This is a genomic window from Pseudomonas sp. P108 (genome assembly GCF_032613195.1).
GTDB lineage: Bacteria > Pseudomonadota > Gammaproteobacteria > Pseudomonadales > Pseudomonadaceae > Aquipseudomonas.
In genome coordinates, this window is record NZ_CP126691.1 from 4,714,802 (window position 1) to 4,737,076 (window position 22,275).

General features: G+C 59.9%; 17 protein-coding genes. 9 read left to right on the forward strand and 8 right to left on the reverse strand.

Translation table 11 applies throughout. The features are described from left to right. The 3 genes from QOM10_RS20635 to QOM10_RS20645 are packed head-to-tail and all read left to right on the forward strand — an operon-like array spanning position 1 to position 7,273. Positions 1–627: a response regulator transcription factor gene (locus QOM10_RS20635; protein WP_007908640.1), complete on the forward strand. Its 627-nt coding sequence runs from the start codon at positions 1–3 to the stop codon at positions 625–627. Between the two features lie 8 nt (positions 628–635). Next, positions 636–4,280, forward strand: coding sequence for a transporter substrate-binding domain-containing protein (locus QOM10_RS20640; protein WP_316916868.1), 3,645 nt, complete (start codon positions 636–638; stop codon positions 4,278–4,280). 47 nt (positions 4,281–4,327) lie between these two features. Further along, entirely contained in the window at positions 4,328–7,273 is a 2,946-nt protein-coding gene (locus QOM10_RS20645) for an HD domain-containing phosphohydrolase (protein ID WP_316916869.1), read from the forward strand. Here the strand turns inward: QOM10_RS20645 and QOM10_RS20650 are convergent, their stop codons facing one another. Further along, on the reverse strand, positions 7,274–7,756 hold the full coding sequence (locus QOM10_RS20650; RefSeq protein ID WP_150750716.1) for a GAF domain-containing protein: 483 nt from the start codon (positions 7,754–7,756) through the stop codon (positions 7,274–7,276). It lies immediately after the preceding gene. After that, positions 7,753–8,643 carry an ATP-binding protein gene (locus QOM10_RS20655; protein ID WP_242205651.1) on the reverse strand — a complete coding sequence of 297 codons (891 nt, stop codon included), beginning with the start codon at positions 8,641–8,643 and terminating at the stop codon, positions 7,753–7,755. Before QOM10_RS20655 ends, QOM10_RS20650 begins: the two co-directional genes overlap by 4 nt. A 166-nt stretch (positions 8,644–8,809) precedes the next feature. Between QOM10_RS20655 and QOM10_RS20660 the strand changes: the two genes are divergently transcribed. Further along, the gene (locus tag QOM10_RS20660; protein ID WP_127929227.1) at positions 8,810–11,131 is read left to right on the forward strand and encodes a response regulator; all 2,322 of its coding nucleotides are present in this window, start codon (positions 8,810–8,812) and stop codon (positions 11,129–11,131) included. On the opposite strand, the gene QOM10_RS20665 is transcribed toward QOM10_RS20660, so the two are convergent. The 3 genes from QOM10_RS20665 to msrB form a co-directional block, all read right to left on the reverse strand. Beyond that, positions 11,115–11,576 (reverse strand): MarR family winged helix-turn-helix transcriptional regulator, encoded by a 462-nt coding sequence (locus QOM10_RS20665; RefSeq protein WP_127929228.1) that lies wholly within the window; start codon positions 11,574–11,576, stop codon positions 11,115–11,117. The genes QOM10_RS20660 and QOM10_RS20665 overlap by 17 nt on opposite strands. Beyond that, on the reverse strand, positions 11,573–12,058 hold the full coding sequence (locus QOM10_RS20670) for a glutathione peroxidase (RefSeq protein ID WP_127929229.1): 486 nt from the start codon (positions 12,056–12,058) through the stop codon (positions 11,573–11,575). Before QOM10_RS20670 ends, QOM10_RS20665 begins: the two co-directional genes overlap by 4 nt. 109 nt (positions 12,059–12,167) lie before the next feature. Continuing rightward, a complete protein-coding gene (msrB, locus tag QOM10_RS20675; protein WP_127929230.1) occupies positions 12,168–12,563 on the reverse strand; it encodes a peptide-methionine (R)-S-oxide reductase MsrB in 396 nt (131 codons plus the stop codon). 224 nt (positions 12,564–12,787) lie between these two features. Between msrB and QOM10_RS20680 the strand changes: the two genes are divergently transcribed. Together QOM10_RS20680 and htpX are read left to right on the forward strand one after the other, a co-directional pair. Continuing rightward, the gene (locus QOM10_RS20680) at positions 12,788–13,999 is read left to right on the forward strand and encodes a pyridoxal phosphate-dependent aminotransferase (RefSeq protein ID WP_007908620.1); all 1,212 of its coding nucleotides are present in this window, start codon (positions 12,788–12,790) and stop codon (positions 13,997–13,999) included. 303 nt (positions 14,000–14,302) lie between these two features. After that, complete coding sequence (gene htpX / locus QOM10_RS20685) at positions 14,303–15,190, forward strand: protease HtpX (RefSeq protein ID WP_007908619.1); 888 nt, start codon at positions 14,303–14,305, stop codon at positions 15,188–15,190. A 182-nt stretch (positions 15,191–15,372) separates the two neighbouring features. On the opposite strand, the gene QOM10_RS20690 is transcribed toward htpX, so the two are convergent. Then, entirely contained in the window at positions 15,373–16,020 is a 648-nt protein-coding gene (locus tag QOM10_RS20690) for a thiopurine S-methyltransferase (protein WP_316916870.1), read from the reverse strand. A gap of 103 nt (positions 16,021–16,123) precedes the next feature. Between QOM10_RS20690 and QOM10_RS20695 the strand changes: the two genes are divergently transcribed. After that, positions 16,124–16,891 (forward strand): DODA-type extradiol aromatic ring-opening family dioxygenase, encoded by a 768-nt coding sequence (locus tag QOM10_RS20695; RefSeq protein ID WP_212621366.1) that lies wholly within the window; start codon positions 16,124–16,126, stop codon positions 16,889–16,891. Between the two features lie 105 nt (positions 16,892–16,996). Here the strand turns inward: QOM10_RS20695 and QOM10_RS20700 are convergent, their stop codons facing one another. Next, entirely contained in the window at positions 16,997–18,670 is a 1,674-nt protein-coding gene (locus QOM10_RS20700; protein ID WP_008088238.1) for a DEAD/DEAH box helicase, read from the reverse strand. A 423-nt stretch (positions 18,671–19,093) separates the two neighbouring features. On the opposite strand from QOM10_RS20700, the gene QOM10_RS20705 reads away from it, so the two are divergent. Then, on the forward strand, positions 19,094–19,885 hold the full coding sequence (locus QOM10_RS20705; RefSeq protein WP_316916871.1) for a crotonase/enoyl-CoA hydratase family protein: 792 nt from the start codon (positions 19,094–19,096) through the stop codon (positions 19,883–19,885). A gap of 111 nt (positions 19,886–19,996) precedes the next feature. Here QOM10_RS20705 and QOM10_RS20710 read toward each other — a convergent pair whose 3' ends face one another. Next, a complete protein-coding gene (locus QOM10_RS20710; protein WP_127929233.1) occupies positions 19,997–20,752 on the reverse strand; it encodes a spermidine synthase in 756 nt (251 codons plus the stop codon). A 152-nt stretch (positions 20,753–20,904) separates the two neighbouring features. On the opposite strand from QOM10_RS20710, the gene QOM10_RS20715 reads away from it, so the two are divergent. Further along, complete coding sequence (locus QOM10_RS20715) at positions 20,905–22,251, forward strand: class II 3-deoxy-7-phosphoheptulonate synthase (protein WP_038364269.1); 1,347 nt, start codon at positions 20,905–20,907, stop codon at positions 22,249–22,251. Positions 22,252–22,275: the final 24 nt, after the last annotated feature.

The window sequence follows — 22,275 nt, forward strand, 5'->3', positions numbered from 1 at the left end:
ATGAACTCCGTTTTTATTGTCGACGATCATCCGGTCATCCGTCTCGCCGTTCGAATGCTGCTGGAGCATGAAGGTTACAAGGTCGTCGGTGAAACCGATAACGGGGTCGATGCCATGCAAATGGTGCGCGAATGCATGCCCGATCTGGTCATTCTCGATGTGAGCATCCCCAAGCTGGACGGACTGGAAGTGCTGGCCCGCTTCAATGCCATGGGCTCTCCGCTGAAAATCCTGATTCTGACGGCACAATGTCCGACCCTCTTCGGTATTCGCTGCATGCAATCCGGCGCATCGGGTTATGTGTGTAAACAGGAAGACTTGAGCGAACTGGTCAGTGCGATCAAAGCGGTACTTTCCGGTTACAACTATTTCCCCAGTCAGGCATTGAATCCGGTTCGCAGTGACGACATTCGTTTTGCCGAACTGGAACTGTTCAAATCCGTCAACGACCGCGAATTGATGGTATTGCAACTGTTTGCCCAAGGTCGCACTAACAAGGAAATAGCCAAGGGCATGTTTCTGAGTAACAAGACTGTCAGCACCTACAAAAAACGCCTGATGCAAAAACTCAAAGCCAAATCCCTTGTAGAACTTATCGAGATGGCCAAACGAAACGCACTCGTGTGAGAGCCCGCATGCCCAGCCGTTTAAAGGACTATTTAATGGCGTTGAGTGCAGGTCTTTGCCTGAGCACCAACGTATTCGCCATGCCCGGCACGTCACCGGACTATGCCCTGCTGAGCCGGTCGGCGAACGAACCGGTGCAGGTCACGCTCGAACAGTCCCAACGGCAATGGCTGCTTGCACGCAGCGAACTGGTTCTGGGCACCTCCGCGCCCGACTATCCGCCTTTTGACATGACGGTCAGTGGCAAGGACTACGAAGGCCTGACGGCCGACTACGCCGGACTCCTCGGCCAGGCCACCGGTTTGCCGATCAGGGTGCAGCGCTTTCCCTCTCGGGGTGCGGCCATTCGCGCATTGGTCGACGGCCAGGTCGATTTGCTCGGTACCGCGAACGGCTTCGAAGCGAGCAACGCCAACCTTGCGTTATCGACCCCCTACGCTGTTGACCAACCTGTGCTGGTCACCCGCGAAGACGAAACCCGCTCTCTCACTGAAGGCCTGGCCGGCTTGCGGCTGAGCATGGTCTATCACTATTTGCCGCTGCCCGAAGTCAAGGCGCTGTACCCCAAAGCACTCATCACCTGCTACCCCTCCTACCAGAATGCGATCAATGCCGTAGCGTTCGATCAGGCCGATGTGTTTCTCGGCGATACGCTCTCCACGCACTACATGATCAACAAGGGCTACCTGAACAACGTGCGCATGGCCAACTTCGGCAAACAGGAGGCCCAGGGATTCAGCTTCGCCGTACGCCGCAACAACCCGCAACTGCTGGCCATCGTCGACAGCGTGCTCAAGGCCGTGCCGGCCAGTGAGCGTGACAACATCGCCAAACGCTGGAGCGCCGGCAGCGATCTGCTGCTCACCGACCAGAAACTGCAACTGACCCAGCGCGAAGAAGCGTGGCTCAAGCAGCATCCAGTTGTCAGTGTGGTGGTGAACGAAGCGTTCGCGCCCCTGACATTCTTTGACAACGACGGCAATTTTCGCGGCATCAGTGCCGACCTGCTCGAACTGGTCCGCCTGCGTACCGGCCTGCGTTTCGAGATCCGTCGCAGCCGCAACGACGCGGAAATGATCCAGCAGATAGACCGTCATCAAGCTGATCTGATCGCAGCGCTTCTGCCATCAACGGAACGCGAAAAAACCCTCAACTTCAGTCGCCCCTACCTGGAAAACTCCTACGTTCTGCTGACCCGCAAAAGCGCCGATGGCCCGACCAATCTGGGCCAGCTGAAAGGCAAACAACTGGCGATTGCCCAAGGCAATCCGATGGTCGAATACCTGCGCCGAGAGTACCCGCGCATCCAGTTGATCGAAACGGCGGATACCTTCAGTGCAGTCTCGCTGCTCGCTGAAGGCCGCGTCGAAGGCGCTGTGAACTCGCTGGTCATTGCCAACTACTTCATTTCCTCGCGGATCTTTAATCAGGCGCTGCAGATCACCACCACCATCGGCACCGGTCAGGCGGCCTTTTCACTGGCCACCGCACGGGACAATACGGAACTGACCTCGATCATCAACAAGGCGTTGTTGAGCATCGCACCCGACGAACTGGGCGTGATCAATGGCCGCTGGCGCGGTTATTCCACGGCGTCTCAAAACATCTGGCACAACTACCAGCGCCTGTTTTATCAAGTGATTTTCGGCGCCTGCCTGCTATTGCTGTTGCTCCTGGCCTGGAATGCCTACATGCGCCACCAGATCAAACAACGCCAGGCCGCCGAGCGTGCGCTGAACGACCAGTTCGAATTCATGCGTTCACTGGTCGATGGCACGCCGCACCCGATTTATGTTCGTGATCGCCAGGGGTTGCTGCAAAGTTGCAACGAAAGCTACCTCGAAGCTTTCAATGCCAGGCGTGAAGACGTCATTGGCAAAAGCGTCATCGAGGGCACCCTGAGCAACGCGTTCGAAGCCCAGGCCTTTCAGGCCGATTACCAGCGCGTCGTTGCCGAGGGCACGCCGATGGTCGTCGACCGACCTCTGCACATCGGTAACCGGCGCCTGACCATCTATCACTGGATCCTGCCGTACCGCGACTCCAGCGGCGACGTGAAAGGCATCATCGGTGGCTGGATCGACATCAGCGAACGCCGTCAGTTGTTCGAGGAACTGCGCACGGCCAAAGAACGGGCAGATGAGGCCAACCGGGCGAAAAGCACGTTTCTGGCGACCATGAGTCATGAAATCCGCACGCCGATGAATGCCGTGATCGGCATGCTCGAGCTGACGCTCAGACGCATGGATCAACAACATCCGGATCGCTCGTCAATCGACACGGCCTATCATTCGGCCAAGGATCTGCTGGGGTTGATCGGTGACATTCTCGATATCGCGCGGATCGAATCCGGACGCCTGAGTCTTTGCCCGGAACGGGTCAATCTGGTCGACACCGTGACGTCAGTGGCGAGAATCTTCGACGGTCTCGCGCGGCAGAAGAATCTTTCCCTGCAAGTCATCTTCAATCCGCCGGATCTGGCCGTCGATGTGTATCTGGACCCTCTGCGTTTCAAACAGGTGCTGTCAAATCTGGTCAGCAATGCGATCAAATTCACCGAACAAGGCCATGTGCGCATTACCCTCGATCTCATGAACACCGATGCGCCCGCCCGCGCCTTGCTGCAACTGACCGTGCAGGACAGCGGTGTCGGTATCAGTGCAGAGGATCAGCAACGCTTGTTCGAACCGTTTGCCCAGACCGAAAACAGCAGTCAACAAGGCAGAAGCGGTGCCGGCCTGGGGCTGGTGATCAGTCGCAACCTGTGCGAAATGATGGGCGGACAACTGCAATTGAGCAGTCAGCCGGGCATCGGTACCCAGGTCTGCCTCTCACTGGCCCTGGAAACACTGCCGATACAGGCGAATACGATCAAAAGTGAACCTGCGATCAAGACATCCTGCTCCCCCCTGCGTGTGCTGGTGGTGGATGACCATCCGGCCAATCGCTTGCTGATGTGTCAGCAACTGGAGTTTCTCGGCCATCACTTCAGCATTGCCGAGAATGGCTGCAGTGGCCTGGAACTGTGGACGGCTGGCCATTTCGATCTGGTGATTGTCGACTGCAACATGCCCTTGATGAATGGTTATGAACTGACTCGCGCCATTCGTCAGCATGAACTGCAGACACGCAGCCCGCCGTGCACCGTGCTGGGCTTCACGGCCAATGCGCAACCTGAGGAAATCCAGCGTTGCAAACAGGCCGGCATGGACGACTGTCTGTTCAAGCCCCTGAGCCTGAGCCTGCTCAGCCAGTGGGTCGATGGCATCACGCCGACGTCGACGGCACCGGCATTCAATCTGCAAAACATGAATATGCTCACCGGAGGTAATCCAGCGCAGGCTCGCCGGCTGTTGGCCGAATTACTTAAAAGCAGCCGCCTCGACCGCCAGGAATTGCTCGCGCTGTCGCCCGAACATGATCGCGGCGCACTGGCCGTGGTCGCGCACAAGATCAAGGGTGCCGCGCGCATTGCTCAGGCCACGCGCGTGATCGAATGTTGCGATGCCCTCGAGCAGGCCTGCGCCGAGGCACAGGCGACAACCGAGATCGCCCGCCATTGCGAAGCGAGCAACCGCGCGATGCTCGAACTGGAGCAGGCCCTTCAGCAACAACTGACGTTGTCGGATCGAGGCACAATGAGCGTGCCTTAACTATGCTTGGCGCTGAGCAGTGAGTTAACCATCATGGAGAGCCAGAAATGCCCAGCCCACTGCGCCCGGAGCAACGCCGGTTCCCGCTGCACGTGCACATCAGCGTCATGTTCACATTCCTGCTGCTGCTCACCGGGGTCGTGCTGGGATTGTTCAATTACCGCCAGACCACGCAGATCATCCTTTCAAGCAGCGAGAAGCTGTTCGAAAGGATCGAACAGGACGTGCGCCTCGACATGTCCGCCACCTATCAGCCGATCCGGCATCTGCTGAGCCTGCTGGCGGACAACCCCGCCGCTCAGGCCGAGCGCCTTGAACAACGCTTGCCTTTGCTCAGGCCGTTCAGCCAGTCGCTCACCGACAACCCGAATCTGGCCTCGCTGTATCTGGGTTATGCCAACGGCGACTTTTTCATGGTGCGCCCGCTGCGCAGCGCCGCGCTGAAAACACTGCTCAAGGCCCCTGAAGCAGCGGCATATCAGGTTTGGAGCATCGAGCATGACGCGCAGGGCGCCATGCACTCACAGTCACTGTTTTTCGATCAGGCACTGATGCCGATCAGCCGTCAGGACAATCCCGAAGACCGCTACGACCCGCGCAGCCGTGCGTGGTTCACCGATGCCCGCCAGCAAAACGAACAGATCACCACCGAACCTTACGTGTTTTTCTCCACGCACAATGTCGGCACCACGCTGGCCCGACGCAGCGGCGAGCATGCCGTGATCGGCGCTGACCTGACGCTGGTCGCATTGTCTGCCGCCCTGAGCAAACATGTCGTCACTGCGTCCACCGAAATTGCTTTGTTCGATGCTGACGGCAACGCGGTGGCCTATCCCGACAGCCAGCGGCTGATCGTCGATGGCAACACCGCACATCTGGCAAAAGCCGCAGACCTGAGTCCGAGCCTGCACGCGCTGTTGTCCGGCGCGCATTCCGGCAATCGCCTGCAGGCGGACGGCCGGCAATGGATCGTCGCGCGCAGCAGCATTCAGGAGGGAGGCCCGAAAGGTTTGCAACTGGCGCTACTGGTACCGGAAGACGAACTTTTGGTCGATGCCTACCGCTTGCGCTGGCAAGGTGCGCTGATCACCCTGGCGACCTTGCTGCTGTGCCTGCCCCTGGGCTGGGTGATTTCGCGGATTCTGGTCAAGCCGTTGCACGCGCTGGTCAAGGAAGCCGACGCCATCCGCAGTTTCGATTTCAATTTTCCGTTGGCACGTCGCTCGCCCGTGCTTGAAGTCGACCAATTGAGCGTGTCGATGGCACGGATGAAAGACACCCTGGCGAGTTTTTTCCGCATTACCGACACCCTTGGCGCCGAAACCCGCTTCGCCCCCCTGCTGCAACGGGTGCTGTTCGAAACGGTGCAGATTGCTCAGGCGCAGGCGGGGCTGATCTATCTGCGTGAAAGCGATAGCAGTCGCATGGAGCCTTACGGACTGGTCATCGACGGCACGTCCCGGACGCTGGAGGCGTTCGACATTGAGGGCCATGATCTGCAACACAACCAGGGCCCGACGTGGTTCGAGCAATTGATCAACGCCAACAATGTGGTGAGCAACTTCGGCGTCGATCAGGCCGGCGATCTGCAGAAAGTCCTGCTGGCGATGCAATCGCCACGCGTTCATCTGATCGGCCTCCGCCTGCACAATCGCCACGACGAAACCATCGGTCTGCTGATCCTGCTGGTGAACGACAGCGGCACGGCAGTCGATCTGGAAAAACTGCGCCCCGACCGCATCGCGTTCCTCCAGGCCGTGTCCGGCGCGGCGGCGGTGAGTATCGAGAGCCAGCGTCTGCAAGCCCGCCAGAAGCAGTTGCTCGACGCCTTCATTCAATTGCTCGCCGGCGCCATCGACGCGAAGAGCCCTTATACCGGCGGACATTGTCAGCGCGTGCCAGAGCTGACGCTGATGCTTGCTCAGGCAGCGGCAGCCAGTCAGGCGCCAGCCTTCAGCGCCTATCAACCCAGCGAAGACGAGTGGGAAGCCTTGCACATTGCCGCGTGGCTGCACGATTGCGGCAAGGTCACGACGCCGGAATACGTGGTCGACAAGGCGACCAAACTGGAAACCATCAACGACCGTATTCACGAGATCCGCACCCGCTTCGAAGTACTCAAGCGTGATGCCTGGATCAGCTATTGGCAGACGCGTGCCCTGGGCGGTGATGAGACAGCATTGGCCGAACAGCGCGATGCGACACTGACGGCGCTCGACGACGACTTCGCGTTTGTCGCGCGCTGCAACCTGGGCAGTGAGGCCATGGCCGAAGCGGATCTGCAACGCCTTGATGATCTGGCTCGACGCACCTGGATGCGTACCCTCGATGACCGTCTGGGTGTGTCCTGGGAAGAGAACCGGCGTCAGTCGCGCACGCCGGCGCCGAGCTTGCCGGTCAGTGAACAGCTATTGGCAGACAAACCCGAACACTTGCTCGAACGCGACCCGAACGAGTTGATTCCCGAAGACAATCCGTGGGGCTTCAAACTGGAGGTGCCGCGCTACAAATACAATCGCGGCGAGCTGTACAACCTGAGTATCAGCCGTGGCACCCTGACCCGCGAAGAGCGTTACGTGATCAATCACCACATGGTCCAGACCATCATGATGCTCAGTCACCTGCCCTTCCCCGGCCACCTCGACAGCATTGCCGAAATCGCCGGCGGTCATCATGAAAAAATGGACGGCACCGGTTATCCGAAACGCCTGAAACGCGAAGAAATGAGTCTGCCGGCACGGATGATGGCGATCGCCGATATCTTTGAAGCGCTGACAGCGGCTGACCGCCCGTACAAGAAAGCCAAAACCTTGAGTGAAGCATTGGCGATCATGGCCACCATGTGCCGTGAAGCGCACATCGATGCCCAGCTGTTTGGATTGTTCATCAGCGAAGGTGTGTACCTGCAGTACGCCGTGCGCTTTCTCGATCCAGCGCAGATCGACGCCGTGGATCCGGCCAGCCTGTTGCACAAGGCTGGCCTCAGCGCATGATCAGCAGTCGGTCAGACGCAGGAAAATCGCCGCCAGTTGTTCGATACCGGCCTGATCCTGCGCGCCGAAACGCGCCAGTTTCGGGCTGTCGAGGTCGAGTACACCGATCAGGTGTCCGTCCTTGACCAACGGCACGACCAGCTCACTGTTCGAAGCGCTGTCGCAGGCGATATGCCCGGGGAACGCATGCACGTCTTCAACGCGCTGGGTTTGCCGACTGGCTGCCGCCGCGCCACACACACCACGACCGAAGGGAATGCGCACGCAAGCGATCTGGCCCTGGAACGGGCCCAGCACCAGCTCTTCGTTGCGGTTGAGGTAAAAACCCGCCCAGTTCAAGTCATCGAGCTGGTTGTACAGGAACGCCGAAAACTGCGCGGCGTTGGCAATGAAGTCGCGCTCATCCGCCAGCAGCGATTCCAGTTGCGCGGCCAACATGCCATAGCCTTCGAGGCCCTGGCCGCTTTGTTGCAAATCAATCATGCCTTGTGCTCCAACAATTTCAGTCCCACCCAGTAACGGGCGAATTGGTACGCGCAACGTCCGTTGCGATTACCGCGGCCGGTGGCCCAACGCACGGCGAGGATGTCCAGTGCTTCATCACGCTGCCAGCTCAGGCCGGCCTTGGCGGCCAATTGGCCGATCCAGTGCTCGACGACGTTGAGGAAGTGTTCTTGGGTAAACGGGTAGAACGACAGCCACAGACCGAAACGGTCCGACAGCGCGATCTTGTCTTCCACGGCTTCGCTCGGGTGCAGTTCGCCGTCGACGCGTTTCCAGTTTTCGTTATCGCTTTCCTTCTCCGGCACCAAGTGGCGACGGTTGGAAGTGGCGTACAGCAAAACGTTGTCCGGCGCCTGTTCAAGCGAGCCGTCGAGCACGCTTTTGAGAACACGGTAATCGCCTTCACCGGATTCGAACGACAAGTCATCACAAAACAGCACGAAACGTTGTGGCAGTTTGCCGATCTGCTCGACCACCCGTGGCAGATCCGCCAGATGATCGCGCTCGATCTCGATCAGGCGCAGGCCCGCGGCGGCGTGTTCCGCCAGCAAGGCTCGCACCAGCGAAGACTTGCCGGTACCGCGCGAGCCCCAGAGCAGCGCATGGTTGGCCGGCATGCCATCGAGAAATTGCTGGGTATTGCGCCCCAGTTGCTCCAATTGACGGTCGACACCGATCAGGTCGGACAGGCGCATGTCGAGGCTGACTTCCAGTGGCAGCAGGTAGCCGCTGCGTCCGTCGCGCTGCCAGCGCGCTGCCAGACAAGTACCCCAGTCGATCACCGGCCGAGGTGCCGGCAACAACGGTTCGATCCGCGCCAGAACCGACTCGGCGCGTTCAAGAAAAGCATTCAATCGGGAATCCACGTCTTCTCCTCGGGCACGTTCACAGTGATGATGACGATCCAGCGACGACACACAGATCAGAATTCACCTACCAAGCCTTGTTACAAGGCGATTCGGGAACCTCGGTATCCATACATGATCGACTATGCTTGAGCAGCGAAGGGAAACGGAAGTGGTTCAACACCCCATGGATATCAAATTCACCCACCGGCTGTCTTACAAGCAAGCCAGGCTTACCGTGCTGGTCGGGTTCATTCTGGGCACGCTGCTCAGCCTGCTGCAAATCGGCATCGATTATGCCAGTGAAGACGCCTCTATCAACCGTGAAATCCTGTCTTTACTGGAAATCAGCCATAACCCGGCGTCACGGATCGCCTACAACATTGACGCCGAGCTGGCGCAGGAACTGACCCTGGGGCTGTTGCGCTCGCCGGCGATCATTTCTGCGCAACTGATCGACAACAACAGCACGGTGCTGGCCAGCGTAAAACGCCCGGAACTGCAAAGCGGTTATCGGGTGATCAGCGACTTCCTGTTTGGTGCCAAGCGCCAGTTCGAGGATCGTCTGTATCTGGATCATCTGCCCAATGAATCGCTGGGCGTCTTGAGCCTTGAAGTCGATACCTACGCCTTTGGCAGCCGTTTCCTGCGTCGGGCCGAGATCACCTTGCTCAATGGCTTCGCCCGCAGCCTGATTCTGACCGGCCTCCTGCTGGCGCTGTTCTACGTGATGCTGACCAAACCGCTGGTGCGGGTGATCCGCGAGCTCAGTGGACGCGACCCGCGCAGTGCCGAACCGACCACGCTGGAATGTCCGTCCGGCCATGCCAACGATGAAATCGGCGTGCTGGTCAAAGTCGCCAATCAGCAATTCGAGAACATTGCCACCGAGATCCAGCAGCGGCGCAACGCCGAAAACCGCCTGACGGACTATCTCGGACAACTGGAAAACATCGTCTCGGCGCGTACCGCCGAACTCAAGGCGATCAATACGCGGCTCAGCCAGTCCAATCAGGAACTCGAAGTCGCTCGCAGCACCGCCCTGGAAATGGCCGAGGCCCGCTCGGCCTTCCTCGCCAACATGAGCCATGAGATCCGCACGCCGCTCAACGGCCTGCTGGGGATGATCGCGCTGTCACTCGACGGCCCGCTGAATGCCGAGCAGCAGCAACAGCTGTCGATCGCCCACGATTCGGGCAAGGTGCTGGTCGAGTTGCTCAACGATATTCTCGACCTGTCGAAATTCGATGCCGGGCAACTGGAGCTCGAGCACATCCCGTTCGACCTCGGCTCATTGATCGAAGACACCGCCAATCTGCTCTCGCAGAATGCCGCGCCGAGCGTCGAGCTGACCTGCCTGATCGACCCTCACTTCCCGGCCCTGGTATTGGGCGATCCGACCCGGGTTCGGCAGATCGTCAGCAACCTGCTGTCCAACGCACTGAAATTCACCCGGTTCGGCCGGGTGGATGTGCGCTTGTCGACCTCCAGGGATGGCGTGCGCATCGAGGTCTGCGACACCGGCATCGGTATCGCCCAGGACGCGCAGCTGAAAATCTTCCAGCCGTTCACCCAGGCGGGCGCCGGGATCACCCGTCAGTATGGCGGCACAGGGCTGGGACTGGCGCTGACGTACAACCTCTGCGAGGCCATGCAGGGCCGCCTGACCATCAGCTCCGAGACCGGTTTCGGCAGTCAGTTCTGTGCCGAGTTGCCACTGCCCTGCCATACGCGCGCACTGGCACCGGCGCCGCTGCACGGCAAGATACTCGCCATCACCGCAGCGAGCAGTGGTCTGGCGGAGCTGTTGCAGAGTCTGCTGCCGGTCTGGGGACTTGCGTATGAACAGCGCACCATTGATGACTCGCTGCTGGGCCTGACCCCGGATGTGGTGATCACCGATTGCCCGGAGTGCCTGTTCGGCCTGCGCCCGACGCTCGGTGCGCCGATTTTGCTGGTGACCGCCTACGGCAGTTTCCTGCCGAGCGAAGAAGCGGCCGCGCTCGCACCGCTGCAACAACAGGCGCGACCGTTGGCGCGCAATGCGCTCTACCAGAACCTGCGGCGCACCCTGCAACCGGACGTGGTTGCAATCAACGATGCGCAGCTCGAAACCTCTCCCTCGGTGCGCCGCGGGCGGGTGTTGCTGGTGGAGGACAACCCGGTCAATCAACTGGTGGCCAAAGGCATGCTCGGCAAACTGGGCTGCGAGGTCATCGTCGCCGCCCATGGCGCCGAAGCGCTGGATCAACTGGAGTATCACGAATTCGATCTGGTGCTGATGGACTGCAACATGCCCGTGATGGATGGCTACGAAGCCAGCCGGCAGATCCGTCAGAGCGGGCGCTGGCCGCACCTGCCCATCGTCGCTCTGACCGCCAACGCGATGTCCGAAGAACGCGAACGCTGCCGCGCGGCAGGCATGAGCGACTATCTGGCCAAGCCGTTCCGCCGAGAAGAACTGGCGGCACTGCTTGATCAGTGGATCCCGACTACGACAGCGCTTTGATCTGGCCCAGCAAGTGATCGAGACCGTTGCGCAGGTCATTGAGGCGGTCCAGATCCACCCCGCTGTCGCACAGCAGTCGGGCCTTGAGCGGCCCGACCTGCTCGCGCAAGGCTTGCCCGGCGGGCGTCAGGCTCAGATGGACTTCCCGTTCGTCGCGCGTCGAACGCTGGCGCTGCACCCATTGCAACTGCTCCAGGCGCTTGAGCAACGGCGTCAGCGTGCCCGAGTCCAGCGCCAGGCGTTCGCCCAAGGCCTTGACGGTCGGTTGCTCCGGCGCGGCGTCCTGCCATTCCCACAACACCAGCATCGCCAGATATTGCGGGTAGGTCAGACCCAGCTGATCGAGCATCGGCTTGTAGGCCCGAATCACCGCCCGGGAGGCGGCGTACAACTTGAAGCACAACTGGCTGTCGAGCTTCAGCGAATCGACCGGCAGGCTGTTCATTCGAGCAGGGCTTCGATCTCGCGGCTCAGGTCCTGCGGCTTGGTCGCCGGGGCGAAGCGCTTGACCAGTTGGCCGTCCTTGCCGATGAGGAACTTGGTGAAATTCCACTTGATGCCTTGGGAACCCAGTACGCCCGGCGCACGTTTCTTCAACTGTACGAACAATGGATGAGCGCCGGCACCGTTGACTTCGATCTTCTTGAACAGCGGGAAGCTGACACCGAAGTTCAACTCGCAGAATTCGCTGATCGCCCCCTCATTGCCCGGCTCCTGCTTGCCGAACTGATTGCAGGGGAAGCCCAGGACCACCAGGCCCTGATCCTTGTAGGTCTGCCACAGTTCTTCGAGGCCTTTGTATTGCGGGGTGAAGCCGCACTTGCTCGCAGTGTTGACCACCAGAACCGCTTTGCCGGCGAAATCAGCCAGGGTCTTTTGCTCACCTTTGATCGTGGTGCAAGGAATGTTCAGCAGGTTGTCGCTCATGGCACTGGGCTCCGCAGACAGTCAGGAAAGGCCAAACATAGCGAGCAATTAAATTGTGTGCAATTTAATTATCGAATAACAAGGCGACCCGAAGGTCGCCTTCAATCGTTTAAGCGCGCGGTTCGAGGTCCAGACACACCGAGTTGATGCAATAACGCAGGCCCGTCGGCGGCGGGCCATCGGGAAACACGTGACCCAGATGCGCATCGCAGCGCGCGCACTTCACTTCCGTGCGGATCATGCCGTGCGTGGTATCACGGATTTCAGTCATCGCGCTTTCGCCGATCGGCGCGTAGAAGCTCGGCCAGCCGCAACCGGAATCGAATTTGGTCTTGGAGTCGAACAGCGCTTCGTTGCAGCAAACGCAGTGGTAGACACCGTCGGTCTTGGTGTCGTTGTATTTGCCGGAGAACGGGCGCTCGGTCGCACTGAGGCGGCAAACCTCGTACTGCTGCGGATCGAGCATGGCTTTCCATTCTTCCAGGGTTTTTTCCAACTTTTCCATCATCACACCTCAGCGGCTGAAAAAGCCCGATCTGTACCTTTTCCACGGATCGGGCGGCACGTATGATTGCGCCTCGTCACGCACCAGTCTGGCAGCCAGACCGGGCGCATTCAAACGGATTATGGGAGCCACGGCTCAAGACGTCCGCCTGTGTGAAGACGCAGGAATCCCAGCACGGTTGTCCATCCGCCGCCTGGATCGTTCATTTTCGGGATCACATCGCCATGCAGTTCAGCAAATCGAACAAGCTCGCCAACGTCTGCTACGACATTCGCGGCCCGGTGCTCAAGCACGCCAAACGACTGGAAGAGGAAGGCCAGCGCATCCTCAAGCTGAACATCGGCAACCCGGCGCCGTTTGGTTTCGAAGCCCCGGACGAAATCCTTCAGGATGTGATCCGCAACCTGCCGACCGCGCAAGGCTACAGTGACTCCAAAGGTCTGTTCAGCGCGCGTAAAGCGGTGATGCAGTACTACCAGCAGAAGAATGTCGAAGGTGTCGGCATCGAAGACATCTATCTGGGCAACGGCGTTTCCGAGCTGATCGTGATGTCGCTCCAGGCGCTGCTCAACAACGGCGACGAAGTGTTGGTGCCGGCCCCGGACTATCCGCTGTGGACTGCCGCCGTCAGCCTCGCTGGCGGTAACGCCGTGCATTACCTGTGCGACGAAGGCGCGGACTGGTTCCCGGATCTGGCCGACATCAAGGCCAAGATCACCCCGAACACCAAAGCCATGGTGATCATCAACCCGAACAACCCGACCGGCGCGGTGTATTCGAAGGAAGTGCTGCTGGGCATGCTGGAAATCGCGCGTGCGCACAACCTGGTGGTGTTCTCCGACGAGATCTACGACAAGATTCTGTATGACGATGCCGTGCACATCTGCACCGCCTCCTTGGCGCCGGACCTGCTCTGCCTGACGTTCAACGGTCTGTCGAAGTCCTACCGCGTAGCGGGTTTCCGCTCCGGCTGGATCGCCATCTCCGGGCCGAAACACAACGCGCAGAGCTACATCGAAGGCATCGACATGCTGGCCAACATGCGCCTGTGCGCCAACGTGCCGAGCCAGCATGCGATCCAGACCGCACTGGGTGGCTATCAGAGCATCAATGATCTGGTGCTGCCGCAGGGTCGCCTGCTCGAACAGCGCAACCGCACCTGGGAGCTGCTCAACGACATTCCGGGTGTGAGCTGCGTCAAGCCGATGGGTGCGCTGTATGCGTTCCCGAAGATCGACCCGAAGGTCTGCCCGATCCACAACGACGAAAAATTCGTCCTCGACCTGTTGCTGTCCGAGAAGCTGCTGGTGGTGCAGGGCACGGCGTTCAACTGGCCGTGGCCGGATCACTTCCGCGTGGTCACCCTGCCCCGCGTCGACGATCTGGAAATGGCCATCGGCCGCATCGGCAACTTCCTCAAGTCGTACCGCCAGTAACTGGCCAGCAGTGCGCAACGGCCAAACGTTGCGCACTGTCTGATTCAGCAACACTTCTGCATTCCGCGTCTGCGCACGCCTTCTACACTTGCGATTCGTATCAGTCACCTGCGCCTGAGGTAATGGCGACGGGTCGCGGCTGGCTGTCATCCCTATCGGTATCTGTCGTGGGAAATGTGCCGAGCACCGAAGAATTCGCTGTAGGACACAGTTTGAAATAGTCACTCAGTTGAATAGCCCGGTGCAGCACCTTATATACCCCGCAGTACGCTACATCTTTAGCTTGAGGAGATTTCTACAACCATGATGCGCATCCTGCTGTTTTTGGCCACTAACCTGGCGGTCGTGCTGATAGCCAGCATCACCCTGAGCCTGTTCGGCTTCAACGGGTTCATGGCGGCCAACGGGGTTGATCTCGACCTTAGTCAGCTGCTGGTTTTCTGTGCGGTCTTTGGTTTCGCCGGCTCCCTGTTCTCGCTGTTCATCTCCAAGTGGATGGCGAAGATGAGCACCGGCACCCAGATCATCAGCCAGCCACGTACCCGGCATGAGCAATGGCTGCTGCAAACCGTCGAGCAACTGTCCCGCGAAGCCGGGATCAAGATGCCCGAAGTCGGTATTTTCCCGGCCTACGAAGCAAACGCCTTCGCCACTGGCTGGAACAAGAACGACGCGCTGGTCGCGGTCAGCCAGGGCTTGCTCGAGCGTTTCTCGCCCGATGAAGTGAAAGCCGTACTGGCCCACGAAATCGGTCACGTGGCCAACGGTGACATGGTTACGCTGGCGCTGATCCAGGGCGTGGTGAACACCTTCGTGATGTTCTTTGCGCGGATCATCGGCAACTTCGTCGACAAAGTGATCTTCAAGAACGAAGAAGGCCAGGGCATCGCCTACTACGTGGCGACCATCTTCGCCGAACTGGTACTGGGCATTCTCGCCAGTGCGATCGTCATGTGGTTCTCGCGCAAGCGCGAATTCCGTGCCGACGAAGCCGGCGCACGTCTGGCGGGCACCAGCGCAATGATCGGCGCACTGCAACGCCTGCGCGCCGAACAGGGCCTGCCGGTACATATGCCGGACACCCTGAACGCCTTTGGCATCAACGGTGGCATCAAACAGGGCTTTGCCCGCATGTTCATGAGCCACCCGCCACTGGAAGAGCGTATCGACGCGCTGCGTCGTCGCGGTTGATCCGACTGGCGTAACAATGAAAAAAGGTCCGCAGTGATGCGGACCTTTTTTGTTCCTGCCAATAATGGATTGTTGCTGATCGCCTCTTCGCGAGCAGGCTCGCTCCCACACGAGCCCTGCGAACCCCCACCCAATGTGGGAGCGAGCCTGCTCGCGAAAGGGCCGGCACTGTCAGCAAAAATTTATCGGGAAGACACGCGGTACACCCGCTCCTCCAGCCGCGTCACGCCAGCCTGAAGAAACTTTCCGCTCTCACCCAGCACATCCTGCTCTTCCAGCACCTGCACCTGCCAGGCACCACTCAGCAACCGCTGCACCTCATCATCACCCACCGCAAACGGCGGCCCCGGCATCTGCGCCTGATCGTAATCCAGCGTAATCAACAGCCCTTGCACACCCAGCGGCAGGATCCGCTGAAGATGCGCCGCATAGCGCTCACGCATCGGCGCTGGCAAGGCAATCAGTGCGGCACGGTCGTATATCGCCGTGCAATCGGCCACATCACTCGCTGTCAGCGCGAAGAAGTCGCCGCACCACAGCTCGATGGCTTCACCGCGATAGACCTTGAATGCGCCCTTCTGGCTGATCTGCGGCTGTATCTGATGCTCACTGAAAAAGCCTTCAATAGCCTTCTCCGACAACTCGATACCGAGCACCTGATGACCGTGCCCTGCCAGCCACGCCAGATCCAGACTTTTCCCACACAAAGGCACGAGCACCCGCGCCGATGCCGGGGCCGCCCAGTGCCGCTGCAGATACGGGTTCACCTCGGGCAGATGAAAACCAATCTGCCCCGAAGCCCACTTCTTGTGCCAAAACTCAGGCTGCATGTATCACTCCCAATAATTCGATCAAAAAGCGTTAAAACTTATATTAGATTTAGATCAATGATCTGACTGAAGATGAGGCCATCTTAACGCTCAGGAACCCATCATGTTTCCCAGCCTGTTTATTTCCCACGGTTCGCCCATGCTGGCGCTGGAGCCCGGCGCCAGTGGCCCGGCGCTGGCGCGTCTGGCCGCCGAATTACCGAAACCCAAAGCCATCGTGATCGTCTCTGCTCATTGGGAGAGCCACGAACTGCTCGTCAGCAGCCATGCGCAACCGGAAACCTGGCACGACTTCGGGGGCTTTCCCCGCGCGCTGTTTGAAGTGCAGTACCCGGCGCCGGGCAATCCGCAGTTGGCCGCTGAGGTGGCCGATCTGTTGACTGCCAACAATCTGCCAGCGCGCCTTGATCCGCAACGTCCGTTCGATCACGGTGTCTGGGTGCCACTGTCGTTGATGTACCCGCTGGCGGATATCCCGGTGGTGCAAGTCTCGCTGCCGAGTCGCGCGGGCCCGGCGCTGCAAACCCGGGTCGGCCGAGCGCTGGCGAGCCTGCGTGATCAGGGTATTTTGCTCATTGGTTCCGGCAGCATCACCCACAACCTGCGTGAACTCGACTGGCACGCCGGCCCGGAAAGTGTCGAGCCGTGGGCGCGGGATTTTCGTGACTGGGTGATCGAGAAGTTGGCGGCCGACGATGAGGCGGCGCTGCATGATTATCGCCAGCAGGCGCCGCATGCGGTGCGCAGTCATCCGAGTGATGAGCATTTGTTGCCGCTGTATTTTGCCCGGGGCGCGGGCGGTGAGTTCAGCGTGGCGCACAAGGGCTTCACGATGGGTGCTTTAGGGATGGACATCTATCGTTTCGGTTGACGCTTTCGCGAGCAGGCTCGCTCCCACAAAGGCAAAAGGCAGGCAAAAAAAATCCCCGAACCAGTCGGGGATTTTTTATGTGCGATCAATCAGCCCAAGGGCGGATCAATCTTCGCGATAGCGACGCAGTTTCAGCTGCTTACCGGCAACGCGAGTGTCCTTCAGCTTGGTCAGGAGTTTGTCCAGACCATCTTCCGGCAGCTCGACGAGGCTGAAGCTGTCACGCACCTGGATGCGACCGATCGCTTCACGGGCCAGACCGCCTTCGTTGAGGATGGCGCCCAGCAGGTTCTTCGCAGCGATACCGTCACGCGCACCCAGCGCGGTACGGCAACGAGCACGGCCTTCGCCCAGAGGCATTGGCGCGCGACGCTCGCGGTCACCACGATCAGGACGATCACCGGTGCGCTCAGGACGGTCGCCACGCGGTGCGTTGTTCGGCACCAGTGGACGTTCCTTCTCGATCGCGGCCAGGTTCAGCGCTTGACCGTTGGTGGCTTTGCGCAGCAGCGCAGCAGCCAGAGCACGCGGAGTGCAGCCGATGTCTGCAGTCAGACGATCGAGCAGCTCACCGTGAGTCGATTCGGCATCAGCGACCAGCGGCGACAGGCTGTTGGTCAGTTTCTTGATGCGCGCATCGAGAACGGCTTGAGCGTCCGGCAGGCGTACTTCGGCAACTTTCTGACCGGTTACACGCTCGATCACTTGCAGCATGCGGCGCTCACGTGGAGTCACCAGCAGCAGTGCACGACCTTCACGACCGGCACGGCCAGTACGGCCGATACGGTGAACGTAGGACTCCGGGTCGTACGGCATGTCAACGTTGAACACGTGAGTGATGCGCGGAACGTCCAGACCACGAGCAGCAACGTCGGTCGCAACAACGATGTCCAGACGGCCATCTTTCAGCGAGTCAATAACGCGCTCACGCTGGTTCTGGGCGATGTCACCGTTCAGCGCCGCGGCTTTGTAGCCTTTGGCGTCGAGGGCGCTGGCCAGATCCAGGGTCGCTTGCTTGGTGCGCACGAACATGATCAGAGCGTCGAAATCTTCCACTTCCAGCAAGCTGAGAACGGCCGAAGTCTTCTGGTCAGCGTGAACCAACAGGTGAGCCTGTTCGATCGCGGTAACGGTCTGGGTCTTGGTCTGGATCTTCACGTGTTGCGGATCGCGCAGGTGGCGTTCGGCAATGGCGCGGATCGACTGCGGCAGGGTAGCCGAGAACAAAACAGTCTGACGGGTCGCTGGCAGAGCCTTGAAGATGACTTCCAGGTCATCCATGAAGCCCAGTTTCAACATTTCGTCAGCTTCGTCGAGAACCAGGTGGTTCACGGTCGACAGAACTTTTTCATCACGACGCAGGTGGTCGCACAGACGGCCCGGAGTGGCGACAACGATCTGTGCACCATTACGGATTGCTTTCAGTTGTGGGCCCATCGGCGCGCCGCCGTAAACGGCCACAACAGTAACGCCCGGCATTTGCTTGGCGTAGGTTTCGAAAGCGGTTGCTACTTGCAGCGCCAACTCACGAGTTGGCGCCAGGATCAGGGCTTGCGGTTCGCGCTTGGCAGGATCGATGCGGTGCAGGATAGGCAGTGCGAACGCGGCGGTTTTACCGGTACCGGTTTGCGCCTGGCCAATCATGTCCTGGCCGGCCATGATGATCGGGATCGATTGCTGCTGAATCGCCGAAGGCTCTTCGTAGCCGGTCGCTGCGACGGCTGCAAGAATATTCGGGTTAAGATTAAAAGCGGCGAATCCGCCGGTTTCCTGGGTCATGGGTCTGCCTCTAAGTGCATCCGCAAAGACCCATGCTCCAAAGCTGCGCATGCCGTGTTGAGACTCAAGAGTCGCCCTGGCAGCTTTGTCGGCGGGGATTTGCGAAAACGAATGAATGAAAAAAAGAATCGTCCGGGAAGAGCCCGCAATGCGGACGTGCAGCCGAAGCTGACTTCGGGAAATTGCGCTACCTAAACGCGGCCCGGTTAAAGGCCGGCGCGCACTATACCGGATTTTGCCCAAAAAGGGAGCTTTTTTTATCGTCTGAATGCGTGTGTCACCGCTGTGTAACGGGGTTTTGCGGATAATCGCGCCAAGGTCTATTTTTCATAGGCCCGGCCCTACGGGCGATGAAGCTTAAACGATTCATCGATGTGCGGCATACCGTCGCTGCACCCGCCCTCCCCGCTCAAGGATTTCGCCATGAATCAGCCATGTGCCGGCCGCGTCAGCCGTGAACGCCGTGGTCACGTCCACCTGATTGGCCTCGATCGAGCGGCCAAACGCAACGCCTTCGACCTCGACCTGCTCAACGAGCTGAGCCTGGCCTACGGCGAGTTCGAAGCCGACAGCGAAGCGCGGGTGGCGGTGGTGTTTGGCCATGGCGAGCACTTTACCGCCGGTCTGGATCTGATCAATGCCAGCTCCGCTCTCGCCCAAGGCTGGCAGGTTCCGACCGGCGGTTGCGACCCATGGGGTGTTTTCGTCGGACCACGGGTGAGCAAACCGGTGATCGTCGCCGCGCAAGGTTACTGCCTGACCATCGGTATCGAGTTGATGCTGGCGGCAGATATCAATCTCTGTGCGAGCAATACCCGCTTCGCGCAGATGGAAGTACAGCGTGGGATCTTTCCTTTTGGTGGCGCGACTTTACGTTTTCAGCAGATCGCCGGATGGGGCAATGCGATGCGCTGGTTGCTTACCGGCGATGAGTTCGATGCTCACGATGCGTTGCGCCTGGGGTTGGTGCAGGAAGTGATGGCCAGTGAGGATTTGCTGCCACGGGCGATTGAGTTGGCCGAGCGGATTGCCCGGCAGGCGCCGTTGGGGGTGCAGGCGACGTTGATGTCGGCGCGGCAGGCTCGGTATGAAGGTGAGACAGCGGCGGCGCAGGGTTTGCCGGCGCTGGTGAAGAAGTTGCTGGCCAGTGAAGATGCCAAGGAAGGAGTGCGCTCGTTGGTGGAGCGGCGACCTGGAGTCTTCAAGGGGATCTGAAAAATTTGGCGCCTGCCATGACGCCATCGCGAGCAGGCTCACTCCTACAAGGGAACGCATTTCAATGTAGGAGTGAGCCTGCTCGCGATAGGGCCAGCAAGGCCAGATGCCTCAGGTGGCCGGGCGAATACTGTTGATCAACGACTGCAACGAATACCCCAACTTCGGCGCCAACGATTCGGCCCGGGCGGTCAGTGCCTGCATGTCCAGCGCCTGATCGAGATCCGCCGGCACAATCAGAATGACATTGCCCTCCTTCACCGGCAGCTCCCAGTAGTGCCGGTGATAGAGCCCGCGCAACAACGCCGCGCCCAACGGCTTGCCATCATCGGTGGCCCACTGGTTGATCACCAGCCAGCCGCCCGGATTCAGCCGTTTCTGGCAGTCACCGAGAAAACTCCAGGCCAGATGGCCGACACCCGGCCCGACATCGGTGTACAAGTCGACAAAAATCAGGTCCGCCGGCTCGGCAGTCGGCAGCAGTTCGAGGGCGTCGCCGACGCGAATGTACAGGCGTGGATCATCATCCAGCCCAAGGTATTCGATGGCCAGACGCGGCACATCCGGGCGCAATTCAATCGCTTCGACATCTTCCAGCGGCAGAAACTTGAGGCAGGCCTGCGTCAGCGTACCGGCACCGAGCCCCAGAAACAGCGCGCTCTCCGGCTGCTCATGGCACAACGCGCCGATCAGCATCGCGCGGGTGTAGTCGTACTCCAGCCAGCTCGGATCAGCGGTGAACACGCAGCTCTGCTCGATCGCATCGCCGAACTCGAGAAAGCGGTAATCGGCCACTTCCAGCACGCGTATCACGCCGAACTCATCCTGTACTTCGGCGAGCAGATGCTCGACGCGCTCCTCAGTCATTTCGTCTCCTGATGGTCACCGGGCGCGGTGACGCGATGGCACCGCTGTGGCGCCGTGGCAAAGCGGCGATTGTCGGTGATGGGGCGGGAGCAGGTCACGCACTAATTGCTGCTAACATGGCCTTCCGTGCGTAGAACCAATTAGAGACCGTGATGAGCCAACCGTGGAGCCCTGACAGCTGGCGCGCCCTGCCGATCCAGCAACAACCCCAATATCCTGACGCTGCGCATCTGCGCCAGGTCGAGCAGACGCTGGCCAGCTATCCGCCGCTGGTGTTTGCCGGCGAAGCGCGCGAGCTGCGTCGTCAGTTTGCCGAAGTCACTCAGGGCCGGGCCTTTCTGTTGCAGGGCGGCGATTGCGCCGAAAGCTTTGCCGAGTTCTCCGCGGCGAAGATTCGCGACACCTTTAAAGTATTGCTGCAGATGGCGATCGTCATGACCTTTGCCGCCGGTTGCCCGGTGGTCAAGGTCGGGCGCATGGCCGGCCAGTTCGCCAAGCCACGCTCGGCCAACGACGAGACCATCAACGGCGTGACCCTGCCGGCTTATCGCGGCGACATCGTCAACGGCATCGGTTTCGACGAGAAAAGCCGCGTACCGGATCCGGAGCGTCTGCTGCAGTCCTACCACCAGTCCACCGCCACGCTGAATCTGCTGCGCGCGTTTGCCCAAGGCGGTTTTGCCGACCTGCATCAGGTGCACAAGTGGAACCTCGATTTCATCGCCAACTCCGCGCTGGCCGAGAAGTACAGCCACCTCGCCGACCGCATTGATGAAACCCTGGCGTTCATGCGCGCCTGCGGCATGGACAGCTCGCCACAACTGCGCGAAACCAGCTTCTTCACCGCCCACGAAGCGTTGCTGCTGAATTACGAAGAAGCCTTCGTGCGCCGCGACAGCCTGACCAACGATTACTACGATTGCTCGGCGCACATGCTGTGGATCGGCGACCGTACCCGTCAGCTCGACGGCGCGCATGTTGAGTTCCTGCGTGGGGTGAACAACCCGATCGGCGTGAAAGTCGGCCCGAGCATGAACCCGGAGGATCTGATCCGTTTGATCGACGTGCTCAACCCGGACAACGATCCGGGGCGCCTCAATCTGATCGCGCGGATGGGTGCGAACAAGGTCGGCGATCACCTGCCGGCGCTGATCCGCGCGGTGCAGCGTGAAGGCAAGCAAGTGCTGTGGAGCTCAGACCCGATGCACGGCAACACCATCAAGGCCAGCAGCGGCTACAAGACCCGCGACTTCGCGCAGATCCTCGGTGAGGTTAAACAGTTCTTCCAGGTGCACGAAGCCGAAGGCAGTTATGCCGGCGGGATTCACATCGAGATGACCGGGCAGAATGTCACCGAGTGCATTGGTGGCGCGCGGCCGATTACTGAAGATGGCTTGTCGGATCGCTATCACACCCATTGTGATCCACGGATGAATGCCGATCAGTCGCTGGAATTGGCGTTCCTCATCGCTGAAACCCTCAAACAAGTTCGCCGTTAGACCGCGTCGCCTCTTTCGCGAGCA